Source organism: Streptomyces sp. H27-C3 (assembly GCF_030063415.1).
In the GTDB taxonomy this organism is placed as follows: domain Bacteria; phylum Actinomycetota; class Actinomycetes; order Streptomycetales; family Streptomycetaceae; genus Streptomyces.
On sequence record NZ_JASITA010000024.1, the window covers coordinates 13,174 to 32,042 of the forward strand.

Consider the following 18,869-nt stretch of genomic DNA (forward strand, 5'->3'; position numbering starts at 1 on the left):
GCCCGAGCCCCCCCGGCCCAAGTCGTACGCCACTATTCCCAACGCCCGGACGCACACCGGGTCGCGATACTGGGATGCTGGTGGGCGACGGGTGGAAAGCAAACAATTGCTGGGGGGCTACACGGTCGTGGAGGACAGAGTGCGAGTGGTCATCGCCGAGGATTCAGTGCTGCTTCGGGAGGGCCTGACTCGGCTGCTGACCGACCGCGGACACAACGTCGTGGCGGGCGTCGGGGACGCGGAGGCGCTGATCAAGACAATCGCCGATCTGGCGGCACGGGACGCCGTACCGGATGTGGTGGTCGCGGACGTACGAATGCCGCCGACACACACCGACGAAGGGGTACGGGCAGCAGTGCGGCTGCGCCGGGACTACCCGGGGATCGGGGTGCTGGTGTTGTCCCAGTACGTCGAGGAGCAGTACGCGACGGAGTTGCTGGCCGGATCGAGTCGCGGTGTCGGCTATCTACTGAAGGATCGGGTGGCCGAGGTACGTGAATTCGTCGATGCCGTTGTCCGGGTGGCCCAGGGCGGGACCGCGCTCGACCCCGAGGTGGTGGCCCAGTTGCTGGGTCGCAGCCGCAAGCAGGACGTCCTCGCCGGACTGACACCGCGGGAGCGGGAGGTCCTGGGTCTGATGGCCGAGGGACGGACGAACTCGGCGGTCGCCAAGCAGTTGGTGGTGAGTGACGGTGCGGTCGAGAAGCACGTCAGCAACATCTTCCTCAAGCTCGGTCTCTCACCGAGCGTGGGGGACCACCGACGAGTGCTGGCCGTACTGACCTATCTGAATTCCTGATGAACTGACACCCTGTCAGATGCAGTTGGAGCAGCGGACCGGAGACGATCCGGTCCGCGGGCCCAGAACCAAAGGATGAGTACGGAGCGTCTTCAAGGAGAGCGCCGGGGGGCGATGGAGCCATGACAAACCAGCACAATGGGTTATGTCAGAAGAAGGTCCGGATTACGAGCATCCCAGGGAACGGCACCCTCCCGGACGTAGGGTGGGCTCCATGGCCGCCGGTGAGCCGGCCGGTCCGGAGCAGCCGCCTCGAGGGAGGTCCAGTTCAGTGACCAGCCAGGTCAGTAGCCCAACCGGGCAGACCGATGGAGCCGACGGAACCGACGAAGCCGGTGAGGCTGTCGTCGGAGAGCAGCGCGGTGCACCGGCACCTCAACCCCTGGAAAAAGAGGTCCGCCGCCTCGATCGGGTGATCATTCGGTTTGCCGGTGACTCGGGTGATGGGATGCAGCTGACGGGGGACCGGTTCACGTCGGAGACGGCGACGTTCGGGAACGATCTGTCGACGCTGCCGAATTTTCCCGCCGAGATCCGTGCACCGGCCGGGACCCTGCCCGGTGTCTCCAGCTTCCAGCTGCATTTCGCCGATCATGACATCCTCACCCCCGGCGACGCGCCGGATGTGCTGGTGGCGATGAACCCGGCCGCGTTGAAGGCGAACATCGGTGATGTGCCGCGCGGCGCGGAGATCATTGTGAATACCGATGAGTTCACGAAGCGGCCAATGGCGAAGGTCGGCTACGAGACCTCCCCGCTGGAGGACGGGTCGTTGGAGGCCTACCAGGTCCATCCGGTGCCCCTGACGACTTTGACCCTTGAGGCTCTGAAGGAGTTCGGGCTTCCCCGCAAGGAGGCCGAACGCAGCAAGAACATGTTCGCTTTGGGGTTGCTGTCGTGGATGTATCACCGGCCGACGGAGGGCACCGAGCGGTTCTTGCGGGCGAAGTTCGCGAAGAAGCCACAGATCGCCGAGGCGAATGTCGCCGCGTTCCGGGCCGGTTGGAACTTCGGCGAGACCACCGAGGACTTCGCGGTCTCCTATGAGGTCGCCCCGGCCACCAAGGCGTTCGCGGCCGGCACCTACCGCAGCATCTCCGGGAACCTGGCCCTGTCCTACGGGCTGATCGCGGCCGGCCGGCAGGCCGACCTGCCCTTGTACTTGGGGTCGTATCCGATCACTCCGGCCTCCGACATCCTGCACGAACTCAGCAAGCACAAGAACTTCGGGGTACGCACCTTCCAGGCCGAGGATGAGATCGCGGCCATTGGGGCGGCGTTGGGGGCGGCGTTCGGCGGGCAGTTGGGGGTCACCACCACCTCCGGGCCGGGTGTGGCGCTGAAGTCGGAGACCATCGGGCTGGCGGTGTCACTGGAGCTGCCGTTGCTCGTGGTGGCGATTCAGCGCGGCGGTCCTTCGACGGGGTTGCCGACCAAGACCGAGCAGGCCGACCTGCTGCAGGCGATGTACGGGCGCAACGGTGAGGCGCCGGTGCCGATCGTGGCACCCCGCACCCCGGCGGACTGCTTCGACGCCGCGCTCGACGCGGCACGGATCGCGGTCACCTACCGCACCCCGGTATTCCTGCTCTCCGACGGCTATCTGGCCAACGGCTCCGAGCCCTGGCGCATCCCGGAGATCGACGAACTCCCCGACCTGCGGGTGCAGTTCGCCACCGGACCCAACCACGAGCTGGCCGATGGCACCGAGGTGTTCTGGCCCTACAAGCGCGATCCGCACACGCTGGCCCGCCCGTGGGCGGTGCCCGGCACCCCGGGCCTTGAACACCGGATCGGCGGGATCGAGAAGCAGGACGGCACCGGCAACATCTCCTACGACCCCGCCAACCACGACTTCATGGTCCGCACCCGCCAGGCCAAAATCGACGGCATCAGCGTCCCCGACCTCGAAGTCGACGACCCCGCCCAGGCCAAAACCCTGGTCCTCGGCTGGGGCTCCACCTACGGGCCGATCACCGCGGCCGTCCGGCGCCTGCGCACCGCCGGCATCCCCATCGCCCAGGCCCACCTGCGCCACCTCAACCCCTTTCCCCGGAACCTCGGCGAGATTCTGGGACGTTACGAGAAAGTGGTCGTGCCCGAGATGAACCTCGGGCAGCTCACCACCCTGCTCAGGGCCAAATACCTGGTGGACGCGCACTCCTACAACCAGGTCAACGGAATGCCGTTCAAGGCCGAGCAGCTCGCAGAGGCTCTCAAGGAGGCCATCAATGACTGAGGCGCTCTCGCTGGTACCCAAAGCCGAGGCCAGGCAATCCATGAAGGACTTCAAGTCCGATCAGGAAGTGCGCTGGTGCCCCGGCTGCGGCGACTACGCGGTCCTGGCCGCCGTACAGGGCTTCATGCCCGAACTCGGCCTGGCCAAAGAGAACATCGTCTTCGTCTCCGGAATCGGCTGCTCCTCCCGCTTCCCCTACTACATGAACACCTACGGGATGCACTCCATCCACGGCCGCGCCCCCGCCATCGCCACCGGACTGGCCTCCTCCCGCCGGGACTTGAGCGTCTGGGTCGTCACCGGCGACGGCGACGCGCTGTCCATCGGCGGCAACCACCTCATCCACGCCCTGCGCCGCAACGTCAACCTCAAGATCCTGCTCTTCAACAACCGGATCTACGGACTCACCAAAGGCCAGTACTCCCCGACCTCCGAAATCGGCAAAATCACCAAGTCCACCCCCATGGGCTCCCTCGACGCCCCCTTCAACCCGGTCTCACTCGCGATCGGTGCCGAAGCGAGCTTCGTGGCCCGCACCGTCGACTCCGACCGCAAACACCTCACCAGCGTCCTGCGCCAGGCCGCCGACCACCCCGGCACCGCCCTCGTCGAGATCTACCAGAACTGCAACATCTACAACGACGGCGCCTTCGAAGCCCTCAAAGACAAACAACAGGCCGAAGAAGCCGTCATCCGCCTGGAACACGGCGAGCAGATCCGCTTCGGCGCCGACCGCACCAAAGGCGTCATCCGCGACCCCGCCACCGGCGACCTCAAAGTCACCACCGTCACCCCCGACAACGAAAACCAGATCCTCGTCCACGACGCCCACGCGACCAGCCCCACCACCGCCTTCGCACTCTCACGCCTCGCCGACCCCGACACCCTGCACCACACCCCCATCGGAGTACTCCGCAGCATCCACCGCCCCGTCTACGACACCCTGATGTCGGACCAGTTGGACGCCGCCATCGAGAGAGACGGCAAGGGCGACCTGGGCGCACTACTCGCCGGAAACGACACCTGGACCGTGGTCGGCTGACCATTCGCTGTCACCCACGTCCCCTTGCGAGGCCCGGCCCCGGGCGCACTTCAGGGCCGGGCCTCGTCGTACGTCTCCCGCGCCCGGAGCACCAGGTCCATCCGCCGCTCGGTCCAGCGCGCCAGCCCCCAGACCTGGTCGGCCGCCTCCCGGCCCAGCTCCGTCAGCGCGTAGTCGACGCGGGGCGGGATCACGGGCTTGGCGTCGCGGTCGACGAAGCCGTCGCGCTCCAGCGTCTGGAGGGTCTGAGCCAGCATTTTCTCGCTCACCCCGCCGATCTCGCGGCGCAGCTCGCTGAAGCGGTACGAACGCTCCAGCAGGGCGGCGAGCACCAGCACGCCCCAGCGGCTGGTGACGTGCTCAAGCACGACCCGCGAGGGGCAGCCCGCATGGTTGACGTCGGGGCCTCTGCTCGCTCCCGTACCCACTTCTCCGCTTACTGCCATGTGGGTACCTTACTTCAAAGTGGGTACTTACTCACAGTTAGCGCCTGCCGTAGGGTGAGTTCTCGAACCCCCGCGAACAGGAGAAAACCCCCATGAGCATTGTCGTCACCGGAGCCACCGGCGCCCTGGGCCGTCTCGTCATCGACGAGCTGCTCGCCCAGGTACCGGCGAACATCGTCGCCGCCGTCGTACGCAGCAAGGAGAAGGCGGCGGACCTCGCGGCGCGCGGGGTGGAGATCCGGATCGCGGACTACAGCGAGCCCGCGACCCTGGCCGGCGCCTTCCGCCCCGGGGACCGCGTCCTGCTGATCTCCGGCAGCGAGGTCGGACAGCGCGTCCCGCAGCACACCGCGGTGATCGACGCGGCGAAGGCGGCAGGGGTGGCGCAGCTCGCGTACACGGGCGTCCTCGGCGGGCCCGACGCCGACTTCCTGCTGGCCGACGAGCACAAGGTCACCGAGCAGCTGATCCTCGACTCGGGGCTGCCGTACACCTTCCTGCGCAACGGCTGGTACACCGAGAACTACACGGACCAGCTGGGTGTGGTCCTTGAGCACGGCGCCGTCGTCACCAACGCGGGCGAGGGCCGGGTCGCCTCCGCCACCCGCGCCGACTTCGCCGCCGCCGCGGCCGCCGTCCTGGTCGGCGACAGCGACACGCACCTGGGGCGCGCGTACGAGCTGAGCGGCGACGTCGCCTGGAGCTTCGGCGAGTACGCGGCCGAGGTCGCTGAGGCTTCGGGCAAGGCCGTCTCGTACAACGCCGTCCCGGCCGCCGAGCACCAGCGGATCCTGGTCGGAGCCGGACTCCCCGAGGGCTTCGCCACGATCCTCGTGGACGTGGACGAAGCGATCGCGCGGGGGCTGCTCGCCGGGACGAGCGGCGATCTGGCGCGGCTCATCGACCGGCCCACCACCCCGCTCGCGACATCCATCGCCACCGCTCTCGCCTGACCCCCGCGCACCGGGAGCGGCCCGCGCGCCGCATCCCAGTACCGGTACCGACCCGCCCGATATGACCCGCGTCACCATCGGCTCCCCTGTCATGACCGTCATGCGATACGGACATGACAGGCTGGCCGGGGCGGCGTTACCGTCGACGCGACAACGGGTGCGGGGCGGGAGACTCAATGAAGACGATCAGCGAGCAGCGGACCGGCCTGCTGTACGGCTTGGGCGCCTATGCGATGTGGGGGCTCGTCCCACTGTTCTGGCCGCTGCTCAAGCCGTCCGGCGCGCTGGAGATCCTCGCTCACCGCATGGTCTGGTCGCTGGCCGTCGTCGCCATCGCACTGCTGGCGCTGCGCCGCTGGGCTTGGGTCGGCGAGCTGATACGCCAGCCCCGCCGGCTGGCGCTGATAGCCGTCGCCGCGGCCGTCATCACGGTCAACTGGGGCCTGTACATCTGGTCCGTCAACAACGGCCATGTCGTCGAGGCCTCCCTCGGCTACTTCATCAATCCGCTGGTCACCATCGCCATGGGCGTCCTGCTCCTCAAGGAACGGCTGCGGCCCGCCCAGTGGATCGCCGTCGGCATCGGCTTCGCGGCCGTGCTCGTGCTGGCCATCGGGTACGGGCAGCCGCCGTGGATCTCGCTGACGCTGGCGTTCTCGTTCGCGACGTACGGCCTGGTCAAGAAGAAGGTCAACCTCGGCGGGGTGGAGTCGCTCTCCGCCGAGACCGCGATCCTCTTCCTGCCCGCGCTCGGCTACCTGCTCTGGACCGGATCGCAGGGCGGCTCCACCTTCGGCACGGAGGGCACGGGCCATGCGGCGCTGCTGGCCGCGACCGGGCTGGTGACGGCCGTCCCGCTGGTCTGCTTCGGCGCGGCGGCGATCAGGGTGCCGCTGTCGACGCTGGGGCTGCTGCAGTACCTCGCGCCGGTGTTCCAATTCGTCCTGGGCATCACGTACTTCCACGAGGCCATGCCGCCCGAGCGCTGGGCGGGCTTCGCCCTGGTCTGGGTGGCGCTGGCCGTCCTGACCTGGGACGCGCTGCGTACGGCGCGACGCACCAGGGCGGACGCGGTACGGCTGCGGACGGCGCGGGCGGCCACCGCCGCGCTCGCCGACACCGTCTCCGCGGCCGGCCCCGAGGCCGTGGTCACACCGCCGCGCGAACCGGCGACGTAACGTCCAGCAGGCATCAGCTCTCCGCGCCGTTCGGGTCACTCCGGTCGATCCGGCGGGCCCGGTGGGCCCGCACCTTGTGGCGGTTTCCGCAACGCCCCATCGCGCACCAGCGGCGCCGTCCCGGGCGGGAGGTGTCGACGAAGAGCAGCGCGCAGTCGTGGGCGCCGCAGATCCGGACGCGGTGCGCGAACGCGCCCGTGAACAGGTCGATCGCGTCGCGCGCCACCGTCGAGAGCAGCTGCTCCCCGGTCGCCCCCGGCGCCCACCCGCGCGCCGCACCACCGCCGGCACCCGCGTCGGCAGACGGGCCGATACGGGCGACCAACGCCGCCCGCGCCGCCCGCGCATTGAGCACATCCAGGTCGGCCAAGGACAGGGCGCGGCCGTGCGCGCGGTCCTCGGCCAGCCGCCACAGCGCGTCGCGCAGCGCCCGCGCGTCCACCAGCTCCGCCTCGCTCACCAGCACATCGAGCCCGCCGGGCAGCCGACTCTCCCGCGCCCAGCGCACCAGGTCGGCGGGGGTGTGCAGGACCTCGTACCGGGCGTAGGCACCGGGGCCGCCGGTCGGCAGCAGCTCCAGGCAGAGCGCGCCGGGATCGAAGACGAACGGGCGGCCCTCCGGCGCACGCAGGGTCAGTCCTGGCGTGTCCATTGCGGCCTCCATCACGTAACCAGTACAAGTGGTTGACATGACACTGCACTGGAAACTCGTCATCGACGCCGCCGACCCGCACGCCCAAGCCGACTTCTGGGCCGCGACCCTCGGCTACCAGGTGGAGGACAACAGCGGCCTCATCGAGCGCCTGCTCGGCATCGGCGCCGCACCGCCCGAAGCAACGGTGGAATTCCACGGCCGCCGCGCATGGCGCGAACTGGTCGCCGTCCGGCATCCGGACGACCCGTACGACGCGGACAGCGGCACGGGCCTCGGCCGCCGCCTGCTGTTCCAGCACGTGCCGGAGGTGAAGACCGGCAAGAACCGGCTCCACATCGACGTGCACACCGCCCAGGGCACCCGGGAGGCCGAAGTCACGCGCCTGGAAGGGCTCGGCGCGAGCGTCCTGCACCACGTCAAGGAGCCGGGCGGGGAGTGGCTCGTCATGGCCGATCCCGAGGACAACGAGTTCTGCCTCCACTGAAGGCGTGCACCGGGGCCCCGGCGGGCCACTGGACACGTCCGCCGGAGCCCCGGCCGTCCGCTGAAAACGCACACAGTCCCGGTATACGAACACCAGTGACCGGTTTCCGCTCTTGACTGGGCATCGGGCCCGCGCCGAACATGCAGCACGCACAGCGCACCACCAGCTTCAGTACAGCTCCTACGCCCCGCGTCACACCCATCGCGGGGCGTCTCGCACGTTCCGTCCTGTCCCCACGGAATCCGGAGCCCCCACATGAATCTCTCCACGTCCAGACGCACCGCCGCCGCGGCCGTACTCGCGCTCGCCGGACTGCTCGCCGCCACCGCGCCGTCGGCTTCCGCCGCCCCGCGGGCCGCGCTCGCCGCCCCCGACATACCGATAGCCAACGTCAAGGCGCACCTCAACCAGCTCCAGTCGATAGCCACCGCCAACGGCGGCAACCGCGCGCACGGCAGGCCCGGTTACAAGGCGTCCATCGACTATGTGAAGGCCAAGCTGGACGCCGCCGGATTCACCACCTCCGTGCAGCAGTTCACCTCCAGCGGCGCGACCGGCTACAACCTGATCGCCGACTGGCCCGGCGGTGACGCGAACCAGGTCCTGATGGCCGGCGCGCACCTCGACTCGGTCACCTCGGGCGCCGGGATCAACGACAACGGGACCGGCTCGGCCGCCGTCCTTGAGACCGCGCTCGCCGTCTCCCGCGCCCAGCTCAAGCCCACGAAACATCTGCGGTTCGGCTGGTGGGGCGCGGAGGAGCTCGGGCTCGTGGGCTCGAAGTACTACGTCAACCAACTGCCGAGCACCGAGCGTACGAAGTTCTCCGGATACCTGAACTTCGACATGATCGGCTCGCCGAACCCCGGCTACTTCGTCTACGACGACGACCCGGCCATCGAGAAGACCTTCAAGGACTTCTACACCGGCCTCGGCGTCCCGACCGAGATCGAGACCGAGGGCGACGGCCGCTCGGACCACGCCAGCTTCAAGAACGTCGGCATCCCGGTGGGCGGCCTCTTCACCGGCGCGAGCCGTACGAAGTCGAGCGCCCAGGCGCAGAAGTGGGGCGGTACCGCGGGCCAGGCCTTCGACCGCTGCTACCACTCGTCGTGCGACACCACCGCGAACATCAACGACACCGCGCTGGACCGCAACAGCGACGCGATCGCCCACGCGATCTGGACGCTGGGCACCGAGCCGACCACACCGCCCGGTGAGTCCACCGAGAACACCACCGACGTCGCCATTCCCGACAACGGCGCGGCCGTCACCTCGCCCGTCACCATCGCCGGCCGCACGGGCAACGCTCCCACCGCGCTCAAGGTCGGCGTGGACGTCAAGCACACCTGGCGCGGCGATGTGGTGCTCGACCTGGTCGCGCCCGACGGAACGGCGTACCGGCTGAAGGACTCCAGCAGCAACGACTCGGCGGACAACGTCATCACCACCTACACGGTGAACGCGTCGAGCGAGCCGGCCAACGGGATCTGGAAGCTGCGCGCCCAGGACGTGGCCGCGCAGGACACCGGCTACATCGACAGCTGGAAGCTCACGTTCTGAGGCACCCGGGCCCCGGAGCGCTCAGGGCCTGAAAGCACGCAGGACATGGTCGATCAGCTCCGCGATACGCGCGGGAGTGTGCAGTGACTGCCGGAGGACATAGCGGTAGTAGAGCGGGCCGTAGAGCATCTCCGCGGCCAGTTCGAGGTCGGTGTCCTCCGGCAGTTCGCCCTGTAACTGCGCGCTGCGCAGCCGGTCCTTCGCCGCGGCGAAGCGCTGCGAGATCAACTGCTCGTTGAGCGTCCGCGCCAGTGCGTCGTCGTGCAGCACCTCGGAGAGGATGCCGGCGTACGCGGGGCCGTACGGCGCGGTGGCGAACCGCACCGCGAGACCAGTCATGTGCGTCCGCAGATCGGCCGCGAGATCGCCGGTGTCGATGAACGGTGTGCCGCCCTCCACCCCGTCCGTCACGGATTCGAGCACCACCGCGCCCTTGGACGGCCACCAGCGGTAGATGGTCTTCTTGCTCACCCCGGCGTGCGCCGCGATCGCCTCGATCGTGACGCCGCCGTACCCCTTCTCCGCGCACAGCTCCAGGGCCGCGGTGAGGATCGCCAGTCGCGACTTCTCGCTGCGGCGCTGCGGGTTGGGCGGGCCCGACGGACTACCTGGTGTGGCCATTCGGTGAGCATAGGGCGGTACGAAACGGTCCGTGTTGACAGCCCTTCGTCCGAACCCGAACAATGCCCTGAGGAAACGGTACGTGTCGTGTCGAGCCGAGTCGGGGGACAGCTCGACGGCATCCCGTACGGGGCCCCGCGTCGCAGCGGGGCCCCTGCCTTGTCCTCGGGCCTGCGCGCGGCGATCTCAGGCCCGGCCGGGGACTCTCAGGCCGTGATGTCCTTCGTCGAGAAGCGCGCCCAGGCCGCGGAGCCGAACACCGCCACGTACAGCCCCTGGAGCCCCAGGTTCTTCAGCACCTCGTCCCAGTAGACCGGCTCGCGCAGCAGGTCCGTGAAGGACAGCCAGTAGTGCGGGAAGAGATACGGGTGGATCGCGTGCGACTGCGGGATCGTGTCCAGGATCTGCACCGTGATCAGCAGTCCGACCGTCGCCGCCATCGCCGCGATGCCACTGCCGGTGAGGGTCGAGATGAACAGGCCGAGGGCCGCGAGCCCGGTCAGTGAGGCGGCCACGACGGCCGCGATCAGCACCGCCCGCGCCATGCCTTCGCCGAAGCTGATCTGCGTCCCCGAAATGGTCGTGACGTCACCGAGCGGGAAGAGCAACGCGCCGGTGACCAGCGCGGATGCCGCCACCACCAGGGTCGCGACCAGGCAAAAGGCCATGGCGGCCGTGTACTTGGCGAGCAGCAGACGGGTGCGGCCGGCCGGGGCGACCAGCAGATAGCGCAGTGTCCCGGCGTTCGCCTCCCCCGCGACCGAGTCGCCCGCGACGACGCCGACGGCCATCGGCAGGAACACCGGCAGGGTCGCGGCGAGCGCCGCGAAGACCAGGAACAGACCGTTGTTGGTGATCTGGGTGAGGAAGGCGGGGCCCTCTCCGCCGCCGCCACCGCTGCCGATCGAGGAGCCGTCGCTCGTCTCGATCTTCACGGCGATGCCGATCAGTACGGGCACGGCGGCCAGCACCGCGAGCAGCGCGAGCGTGCGCCAGCGCCGGAAGGTGAGGGTGAGCTCGGACCGGAAGAGGCCGAGGGTCCACAGCGCGCTCCGGCCCGTGCGGCGGCCCTGGTGCGGCGTCTCAGCCCGCGACATCGAAGCCCTCCCCGGTCAGCGCGACGAAGGCGTCCTCCAGTGAGGCCCGCTCGACCCCGAAGGATCGCACCCGGACCCCGGCCCGCACCAGCGCGGCATTGAGGTCCGCCAATTCCATGTCTCCCGGGGGCGGTTCGCCGGTCACCCGGTCCTCTTCGACGGCCAGCCCGGTGACGCCGAGCTCCTTGAGGACCCGCGCCGCGTCGGCCGCGTCCGGGGTGGTGACGGCGAGGCGCCCGCGCGCACCGGCCGCGAGATCGGCGACCGGGCCCTGGACGAGCAGCCGCCCCTGAGCCATCACCGCCGCATGGGTGCAGACCTGCTCGATCTCGTCGAGCAGGTGCGAGGAGAGAAAGACCGTGGTGCCCTCTGCCGCCAACTCCCGTACCAGCGAACGGATTTCCCGCATGCCCTGCGGGTCCAGGCCGTTGGTCGGCTCGTCGAGTACGAGCAGTCTGCGGGGCTGGAGCAGCGCGGAAGCGAGCCCGAGCCGCTGCTTCATCCCCAGCGAGTACGCCTTGGCCTTCTTGGACCCGGCCGCCGTGAGCCCCACCCGGTCGAGCGCCGCCGCGACCCTGATCTTCCGGGTGCGGGGGTCGGCGGCCGGGTCGGCGGAGTCGTATCGAGTGAGGTTGTCGCGCCCGGACAGAAAGCCGTACAGCGCGGGCCCCTCGATGAGCGCGCCCACCTCGGGAAGCACCGCGCGCACGTGGCGCGGCACGGGCCTGCCGAGCATCGTCGCCGTGCCCGACGTCGGCTCGATCAGGCCCATCAGCATCCGGATGGTGGTCGTCTTCCCCGAGCCGTTGGGCCCGAGGAAGCCGAACACGCTGCCGGCCGGGACGGTGAGGTCGAGGCCGTCGACGGCGAGCTGCCCGCCGCGGAAACGCTTGGTGAGCCCGCGGGTATCGATCACGGCCCCACCTGCGGCGGACAGCTCTTCCATCTACCTACCTGCTCCCGGTTCCCGGCCCCATGTGCCGATTACCTGGCCTCGTTGGCGGCCTTCACCAGGGCGTCCTTGGTGACCGCGCCGACGTACACCGTGCCGTCGTCCGTCATCAGGGCGTTGACCAGGCGGGTCGAGAAGATCGTGCCCGTGCCGAACTTGCCGGACACCTTGTCGCCCAGCGCGTCCATGAACTGCTCGGCCTCGGGCGGCAGGTCGCCACCCTTCTCACCGGCCTTGCCCTCGGCCTTGGGCGCCGTCGCGCCTTCGCCCGCAGGCGACTTGATCACGGCGACCGAGGACCAGCCCTCGCCGAGGACGTTCAGCCCCTGAAGGTCATCGAGGCCGGAGGGCAGGCCGCCCTTGCCGCCGTCGAACTCCTTCTCGAACTCCTCAAAGCCCTTGTCGCCCTTGCCCTGCTCCTTGCCCTCGTCGGCCTCGGTCACCTTCGCGCCCTTGGGCGGGCTGAACTTGAAGGTGTCCGCGGACGGCTTTCCGAAGTCGACCTTGGTGAAGCCCGCGTCGATCGCGGCCTTGCCGCCGCTGCTCGGCGAGAGCGTGAACTTCAGCGGTACGCCGTTGTCAGCGTCGACCGCGATCCTGATGGCGCCGATCGTGGAGCCGGACCCCTTGGGCTTGATGAGCAGCTGGTACGCGTCGCGGCCCGCGACCTGCGTCGTGCCGTCGACGGTCACCGATGTGGTGTCGTCCGCGGCCTTCAGGACCTCTTCCGCGAGTGCCTTCGGGGTGGTCGGGACGCCCTCGGGCAGCTTCTCCTGCTTACCGGAATCCTTACCGGCATCCTTGGGCGCCTTCGCGTGGAAGGCCTCGTTCGAGGCACTGTCGTACGCCCAGACCTCGCCGGCGTTGTGAATGAGGCTGTACTCGGCGGCGTCGTCGAGGATCGACACCCGCTGCTTGTCAGGGCCGTCCGCCGCGACACGCAGCGTGTGCGTGCCGGAGGCCAGCTCCATCAGCTTGTCCTTGGGGTCGGCCGACGCACCCTCGCCGCCGCCCTTGGGACCCATGCCGCTCGCCAGGCCCTCGGCCAGGCCGCCCAGCGAGGGGATGCCCAGGTCGGTGCTGATCTTCACGGTGCCGGAGAGCCGCTGGGTGTCGGACGCGGCGATCTTCTCGATCAGCTGCTGCGCGGAGATCTTCGGAAGGTCGGGGTCGCCGGAGTTGGCTAGCGCCGGTACGAGCCCGATGGTTGCCGCCGCCACCCCCGCAACCGCGACCGGGACGATGTAGCGGGCGGCCTTGCGCCGGCTCGCCACGAAGCCCTTGGTCTCCTCGGTGGGCTGCGCGCTGTCGTTCGGTGCCATGTGTGCTCTACCTCCGTGGTTGGCGGCCGTCGTCAGTTGCACTCGTCCACCCCGCGGCGCCATTCTCACCCGAATTGGTGGGGAGTGGTGGTCCCAATCTGACCAAATCGGCGGATGCGAAGCGTCAGCCCCCGGGATCAACTCCATCTACTGCTGCGGTATGACACAAAGCACCGGCGTCTCCCCCGCGGGGCAGGAGAAAACACCGGTGCCCCTTGCATCTATCTCGTGCCCCTACGCGGTCGGTTCTCCCGGTCAGCGCTGGATGAAGACGTAGTCGGCCCGGTACGAGACCGCGGCCAGCGAGCCCTCCGTGCAGCTACCGGCCGGCGCGACGCCACCCACCGTGTTCAGCCGCAGGATCTCGCCGGTGTGCGCGAGCAGCCCGCGCTTCTTGCCCGACTGCTGGGCCTGGAGGTCCAGCTCGGGGATGTTCGCGGCGCCGTTGGGCGTCCTGGAGATCACCGCGCCGGTGACCGCGCTGCGGTCCGGGGCGATCCACTGGGGAGTGCCCGAGTTCGGCTCGACGAAGGAGTGGGCGATGCCGCCGGCCAGCACGGCCCGTACATCGCGCTGCTGGAACGAGAACTTCCCGTCCGTGCGCTTCTTGCACTCGTAGATCTGCTTGCCCCTGAGCACCGGGGCCTGGACGCTCTTCAGCGCGTGGCCGAAGTCGAAGGCGTTGGTCACCTTGTGGAACTGGCCGCGTACCGCGCCGCCCGGGAACTCCGCGGTGTGGAGGTTCGCGTAAAAGCCCGTAGGACCGGCCTTGAACGCGTCCAGCAGCGCCGCGTCCTTCACCTCGACGGACCCGGTGAGGCTGCGGCTCCTGCTCCTGCCGCTCTCGCTCTTGCCGAGCTGATCAGTGAAGTCGATCTTGACGCCGCCGTTGACGCCCCTGCCGCCCTGGTGGATGTGCAGGGCGGTCGGCCGGTCGGCGCCGCGCCACTTCACAGCGAAGGACACCGTGCTGCCCTCGACCTTGAGGAACTCCAGCGCGGCGCCGTCCTTGTCGCCCGCGGCCGGGCCGCCCGGCACAGGCACCTCGTTGCCGCCCTTGAGGCTCGCCGCGAAGAAGGAGGCGTCGCCACGGGTGCTGGTGCTGGTACTGCCGCTGTCGGCGAAGGCCGGCAGCGCGGCGAGCGTGACGCCCGCCGCGGCCGCGACCGCGGTGGTGGCGATCAGGATGGTCTTGCGGGTACGTCGTCGCTGCGCGATATCGCTCATGACCGGAATTCTCCCCGTATCCCGTGCCATCGCCCCCTGCGACGGCATCTGGGCATACGTACGAAGCGGATCTCAGCCTGGACTCAACCCAAAGATGTGACCTGCGCCACATCCCGGCGTCACGTCATCCGGCGCGGTGCACCACGGTGTCGCACAGCTCCTCCAGAGCCGACTTCGCATAGCACTCGGGCAGCGGCGCCAGTGTGTCGCGGGCCTCCTGCGCATACCGCACGGTGTCGCGTCGCGCCTGCTCCAGGGCCGGGTGCTCACGCATGCGCCGCAGCACCTCCGTGAGCCTGGCGTCGTCCGTGAGGTCCCCGTCGAGCAGCTCGCACAGCTCCACGTCCCCCGGACGCCCGTGCGCCGCCGCCTGCGCCCTCAGGTGCAGCACCGGCAGCGTGGGGATGCCCTCGCGCAGGTCCGTGCCGGGCGTCTTGCCCGACTCATGGCCCTCACTGGAGATGTCCAGCAGGTCGTCCGCGAGCTGGAAGGCGATGCCGAGCCGCTCGCCGTACTGCGTCAGGATGTCGACGACACTCTCGTCCGCGCCGGCCATGATCGCGCCGAATCGCCCGGAGACCGCGACGAGCGAGCCGGTCTTGCCTGCGATGACGTCCAGGTAGTGATCAACCGGGTCGCGGCCGTCGCGCGGCCCCGACGTCTCCAGGATCTGGCCGGTGACCAGGCGTTCGAACGCCTCCGCCTGGACACGCACGGCTTCGAGTCCGAGATCGGCCAGTATGTGCGACGCCCGCGCGAACAGGAAGTCACCGGTGAGCACCGCGACCGAGTTGCCCCAGCGCGCGTTGGCGCTGGCCACTCCGCGGCGCACATCAGCCTCGTCCATCACGTCGTCGTGGTACAGCGTGGCCAGATGCGTCAGCTCGACGACCACGGCGGAGGGCACGATGCCCGGCGCGTGGGGATCACCGAACTGCGAGGCCAGCATGACAAGGAGCGGACGGAACCGCTTGCCGCCCGCCCGCACCAGGTGCCGGGCGGCGTCCGTGATGAAGGGGACCTCGCTCTTGGTGGCGTCGAGCAGTCCCTCCTCGACAGCCGCCAATCCGGCCTGCACATCGGCCTCAAGAGCCTGGTCCCGCACGCTCAGTCCGAACGGCCCGACGACGGTCACGAGGGCTACTCCTGTCTGCTGACGATCACACGGATTGTCGATCTGTCGCTGTCCACAACTCAAGTCAGCGTATCCGGTCAGCTTTCGATCACCGAGAGCGCCTTCCCGTCGCCCCGAGCGCAGTCCGATGAGCCCCGGTATGTTCGTTTTCAGCTCATGCGACCAGGAGTAGGCCCTTTGTCCAGCACTGTGCCCGACACCGACTCAGACCAGCCACCGCCCGAGGACGACCACGCCTTCTTCGGGCAGCCGCGTGGCCTGATGACCCTCTCCGGCCTGGAGGTCTGGGAACGTTTCTCGTTCCTGGGCATGCAGGCCACCCTCGTCCTGTACTTCGCCGACGCTGTCTCCGACGGCGGCATGGGCATGGATCCGGCAACCGCCGCCTCGGTCTCGGCGGCGTACGGAACCATGGTCTATCTGGTCGCCGTGGCCGGTGGCTGGCTGGCCGACCGCGTCCTCGGCTCCTACCGCGCCGTGCTGTGGGGCGGCGTCCTCATCGCCTGCGGCCACTATTCGATGGCCGTCCCCACCGACGGCATGACCTGGACGGGGCTCGGCCTGATCAGCGCCGGTACGGGCCTGCTCAAGCCCAATGTCGCCGGCATGGTCGGCAGGCTCTACCGCACCGGCGACCGCCGCGACGCCGGTTTCGCCCTTTACTACATGGGCATCAACATCGGCGCCTTCGCCGGCCCGCTGGTCACCGGCTGGCTCGGTGACCACAAGGGCTGGCACTGGGGCTTCTCGGCCGCCGCGATCGGCATGACCTTCGGTCTGATCCAGTACGTGATGGGCCGCCGTCACCTGGCCGGGCGCAAAGCCTCCGCCGAATTCAAGCTGCCGCCCGACGGCATGCGCCGGGCCGTACGCCCGATCGTCGCCGGGGTCCTGGGTTTCGCCGCCGTAACGACTCTGCTCGCGCTGTCGCCGGCCCTCGCCAACGGCATCCAGGCGCAGGTCGTGAAGTTGTACGGCGAGGTGTCGAACCCCGTGCACTTCGGCGTCAACGGCGCCGTCGCGGTAGCGGTCGGCCTGGCCGCGATCGCCGCCGCCCCTGGCTCAAGCCCACCATGCACCCCGTCCACTGAGGTGACCCATGCAGATCCATGTCCGTCCCGCTTCCGACTTCCCGTACCCCACGACCCAGGAGGACGTACGGATCCCGCTTCCCGACGGGACGCGTCTTTACGCCCGCATCTGGCGTCCGGTGACCGAGGAGCCCGTACCGGCGCTGCTCGAATACCTGCCGTACCGGCTGAGCGACTGGACCGCGCCGCGTGACGCGCAGCGCCACCCCTGGTACGCGGGGCACGGCTACGCCTCGGTGCGGGTGGATGTGCGCGGACACGGCAACAGCGAGGGCATGCCGGGCGACGAGTACGACGCGACGGAGCTGGCGGACGGCGTCGCGGTGGTGAACTGGCTCGCCGAGCAGCCCTGGTGCACCGGCAAGGTCGGCATGTTCGGCATCTCCTGGGGCGGCTTCAACTCCCTGCAGATCGCGGCGCTCGCCCCCGAGCCGCTCAAGGCGATCGTCACGGTCTGCTCCTCGGACGACCGCTACGACAACGACGTGCACTACATGGGCGGCTCCGTACTGGCCGTGGACATGCACGCCTGGGCGGCGACCATGCTCGCCTTCGTCTCACGCCCGCCCGACCCGGCGCAGGTGGGCGACGCCTGGCGGGACATGTGGCTGACCCGCCTGGAGAAGGTCGAGCCCCTCATCCACACCTGGCTGACGCACCAGACGCGCGACGACTACTGGAAGCACGGCAGCGTCTGCGAGGACTACGGGGCGATCGACGCGGCGGTGCTCGCGGTGGGCGGCTGGCACGACCCGTACCGCGACACGGCGCTGCGGCTGGTCGAGCATCTGGATCCCAACCGGGTACGGGGCCTGATCGGCCCGTGGTCGCACCAGTACCCGGACCGGGGGCGGCCGCCAGGACCGGCCATCGGCTTCCTCCAGGAGACGCTGCGCTGGTGGGACCACTGGCTGAAGGACTCCGACGACACCGACGTCATGGCGGAGCCGCTGCTGCGCTCCTGGATCAGCGAGTCGCATCCGCCGCGGACGGTGTACGAGGAGCTGCCTGGCCGCTGGGTGGGCGACGCGGTCTGGCCGTCGCCACACATCACCAGCGTCCCGTTCGCCCTCCAGGGCGCCCCGATCGTCGTCGACTCGCCGCAGCACACCGGCCTGGACGCGGGCCGCTTCTTTCCCTTCGGCAACGACGCGGACCTGCCGCCCGACCAGCGGGAGGAGGACGCGAAGTCGGCGAGCTTCGAATTCCCGGTGGGCGAGAGCGCCATCGAGATCCTGGGCCGCCCCAGGGTCCGGCTGCGCCTGACCCTGGGCGTCCCGTTCGGCCAGGCCGCCGCCCGGGTCTGCGACGTGGCGCCGGACGGCTCCTCGACCCTGATCACCAGGGGCGTCCTCAACCTCTCGGCGCGCAACGGGCGCGACCGGGCGGACGCGTGGCCGCTGGGCGCGACCAAGGACGTCACCTTCGAGCTGAACGGCATCGGCCACAGCTTCCCGCCCGGCCACCGCATCCGGCTGTCGGTCTCGTCGGCGTACTGGCCGTGGATCTGGCCGCAGGCGGACTCGGCGGGCTTCACCCTCGACCCGGCGGGCAGCAGCCTGGAGCTCCCGGTCCGGACCCCGACCCACGATTCGATCACCTTCGCCCCGCCGGAGCAGTCGACCCCACTGGCCGTCGCCTTCCCCGAGAACCCCGACCAGCGCCCCGAACGCCTCATCACCCGCGATGTGGCCGCCGGCGAATGGCGCATGGAGGTCGACCCGCGTTACGGGGGGACCCGGGTCTACCCGGACGGCCTCAAGTTCACCGAGGACGCGCTGGAGACGTACACGATCCACGAATCGGACCCGCAGAGCGCGCGCACCCGCTCGGACTGGACGATCCGGCTGCACCGCCCGGAGACGGGCTGGGACGTACGCGTCACCACGCGTTCCGAGATCGCCTGTGACGCGGCGGACTTCATCACGTCGAACGAGGTGACGTGCCGGGAGGGCAACGAGGTGGTCTTCCACCGGACGTGGGAAAAGCGGATTCCGCGCACGGCGGGGTGAGGGTGCGGGGGGTGAGGGTGCGAGGCGCATGCGGCGGGCTGTTCCACTACCCG

At 69.5% G+C, this 18,869-nt stretch carries 16 protein-coding genes and 1 pseudogene; 9 read left to right on the forward strand and 8 right to left on the reverse strand.

All coding sequences use genetic code 11. From position 1 onward, the window contains the following. The first annotated feature begins 139 nt into the window (after positions 1-139). The 3 genes from QMK30_RS23025 to QMK30_RS23035 all read left to right on the forward strand — a co-directional run bounded on the left by QMK30_RS23025 (position 140) and on the right by QMK30_RS23035 (position 4,080). Positions 140-799: a LuxR C-terminal-related transcriptional regulator gene (locus QMK30_RS23025; protein WP_283520280.1), complete on the forward strand. Its 660-nt coding sequence runs from the start codon at positions 140-142 to the stop codon at positions 797-799. A 271-nt stretch (positions 800-1,070) separates the two neighbouring features. Continuing rightward, on the forward strand, positions 1,071-3,038 hold the full coding sequence (locus QMK30_RS23030) for a 2-oxoacid:acceptor oxidoreductase subunit alpha (RefSeq protein ID WP_283520194.1): 1,968 nt from the start codon (positions 1,071-1,073) through the stop codon (positions 3,036-3,038). Beyond that, positions 3,031-4,080 (forward strand): 2-oxoacid:ferredoxin oxidoreductase subunit beta, encoded by a 1,050-nt coding sequence (locus QMK30_RS23035; protein ID WP_283520195.1) that lies wholly within the window; start codon positions 3,031-3,033, stop codon positions 4,078-4,080. The genes QMK30_RS23030 and QMK30_RS23035 overlap by 8 nt, the downstream gene beginning before the upstream one ends. Before the next feature lie 50 nt (positions 4,081-4,130). Here QMK30_RS23035 and QMK30_RS23040 read toward each other — a convergent pair whose 3' ends face one another. Further along, the gene (locus tag QMK30_RS23040) at positions 4,131-4,526 is read right to left on the reverse strand and encodes a winged helix-turn-helix transcriptional regulator (protein ID WP_283520196.1); all 396 of its coding nucleotides are present in this window, start codon (positions 4,524-4,526) and stop codon (positions 4,131-4,133) included. A 92-nt stretch (positions 4,527-4,618) separates the two neighbouring features. Here QMK30_RS23040 and QMK30_RS23045 point away from each other — a divergent pair, with 92 nt between their 5' ends. Both QMK30_RS23045 and rarD read left to right on the forward strand, forming a co-directional pair. After that, complete coding sequence (locus tag QMK30_RS23045; RefSeq protein ID WP_283520197.1) at positions 4,619-5,479, forward strand: SDR family oxidoreductase; 861 nt, start codon at positions 4,619-4,621, stop codon at positions 5,477-5,479. Positions 5,480-5,655: 176 nt separating this feature from the next. Continuing rightward, positions 5,656-6,657 (forward strand): EamA family transporter RarD, encoded by a 1,002-nt coding sequence (gene rarD, locus QMK30_RS23050; RefSeq protein ID WP_283520198.1) that lies wholly within the window; start codon positions 5,656-5,658, stop codon positions 6,655-6,657. 13 nt (positions 6,658-6,670) lie between these two features. Here rarD and QMK30_RS23055 read toward each other — a convergent pair whose 3' ends face one another. After that, a complete protein-coding gene (locus tag QMK30_RS23055; protein ID WP_283520199.1) occupies positions 6,671-7,309 on the reverse strand; it encodes a CGNR zinc finger domain-containing protein in 639 nt (212 codons plus the stop codon). Positions 7,310-7,346: 37 nt separating this feature from the next. On the opposite strand from QMK30_RS23055, the gene QMK30_RS23060 reads away from it, so the two are divergent. Both QMK30_RS23060 and QMK30_RS23065 read left to right on the forward strand, forming a co-directional pair. Beyond that, complete coding sequence (locus QMK30_RS23060; RefSeq protein ID WP_283520281.1) at positions 7,347-7,796, forward strand: VOC family protein; 450 nt, start codon at positions 7,347-7,349, stop codon at positions 7,794-7,796. Between the two features lie 255 nt (positions 7,797-8,051). Further along, a complete protein-coding gene (locus QMK30_RS23065) occupies positions 8,052-9,359 on the forward strand; it encodes a M28 family metallopeptidase (protein WP_283520200.1) in 1,308 nt (435 codons plus the stop codon). Between the two features lie 21 nt (positions 9,360-9,380). Here the strand turns inward: QMK30_RS23065 and QMK30_RS23070 are convergent, their stop codons facing one another. The 6 genes from QMK30_RS23070 to QMK30_RS23095 all read right to left on the reverse strand — a co-directional run bounded on the left by QMK30_RS23070 (position 9,381) and on the right by QMK30_RS23095 (position 15,713). Continuing rightward, a complete protein-coding gene (locus QMK30_RS23070; RefSeq protein WP_283520201.1) occupies positions 9,381-9,980 on the reverse strand; it encodes a TetR/AcrR family transcriptional regulator in 600 nt (199 codons plus the stop codon). Between the two features lie 206 nt (positions 9,981-10,186). Continuing rightward, positions 10,187-11,077, reverse strand: coding sequence for an ABC transporter permease (locus QMK30_RS23075; protein WP_283520202.1), 891 nt, complete (start codon positions 11,075-11,077; stop codon positions 10,187-10,189). Continuing rightward, entirely contained in the window at positions 11,064-12,023 is a 960-nt protein-coding gene (locus tag QMK30_RS23080; RefSeq protein WP_283520203.1) for an ABC transporter ATP-binding protein, read from the reverse strand. The genes QMK30_RS23075 and QMK30_RS23080 overlap by 14 nt, the downstream gene beginning before the upstream one ends. 38 nt (positions 12,024-12,061) lie before the next feature. Further along, entirely contained in the window at positions 12,062-13,351 is a 1,290-nt protein-coding gene (locus QMK30_RS23085) for a LolA family protein (protein WP_283520204.1), read from the reverse strand. A 255-nt stretch (positions 13,352-13,606) separates the two neighbouring features. Then, complete coding sequence (locus tag QMK30_RS23090) at positions 13,607-14,578, reverse strand: CHRD domain-containing protein (RefSeq protein ID WP_283520205.1); 972 nt, start codon at positions 14,576-14,578, stop codon at positions 13,607-13,609. 124 nt (positions 14,579-14,702) lie between these two features. Continuing rightward, on the reverse strand, positions 14,703-15,713 hold the full coding sequence (locus tag QMK30_RS23095) for a polyprenyl synthetase family protein (protein ID WP_283520207.1): 1,011 nt from the start codon (positions 15,711-15,713) through the stop codon (positions 14,703-14,705). 156 nt (positions 15,714-15,869) lie between these two features. Between QMK30_RS23095 and QMK30_RS23100 the strand changes: the two are divergent. Next, positions 15,870-16,742: pseudogene (locus QMK30_RS23100) on the forward strand (peptide MFS transporter); the annotation flags it as partial. A 70-nt stretch (positions 16,743-16,812) separates the two neighbouring features. Beyond that, entirely contained in the window at positions 16,813-18,816 is a 2,004-nt protein-coding gene (locus tag QMK30_RS23105) for a CocE/NonD family hydrolase (RefSeq protein WP_283520208.1), read from the forward strand. The last annotated feature ends 53 nt before the right edge of the window (positions 18,817-18,869 follow it).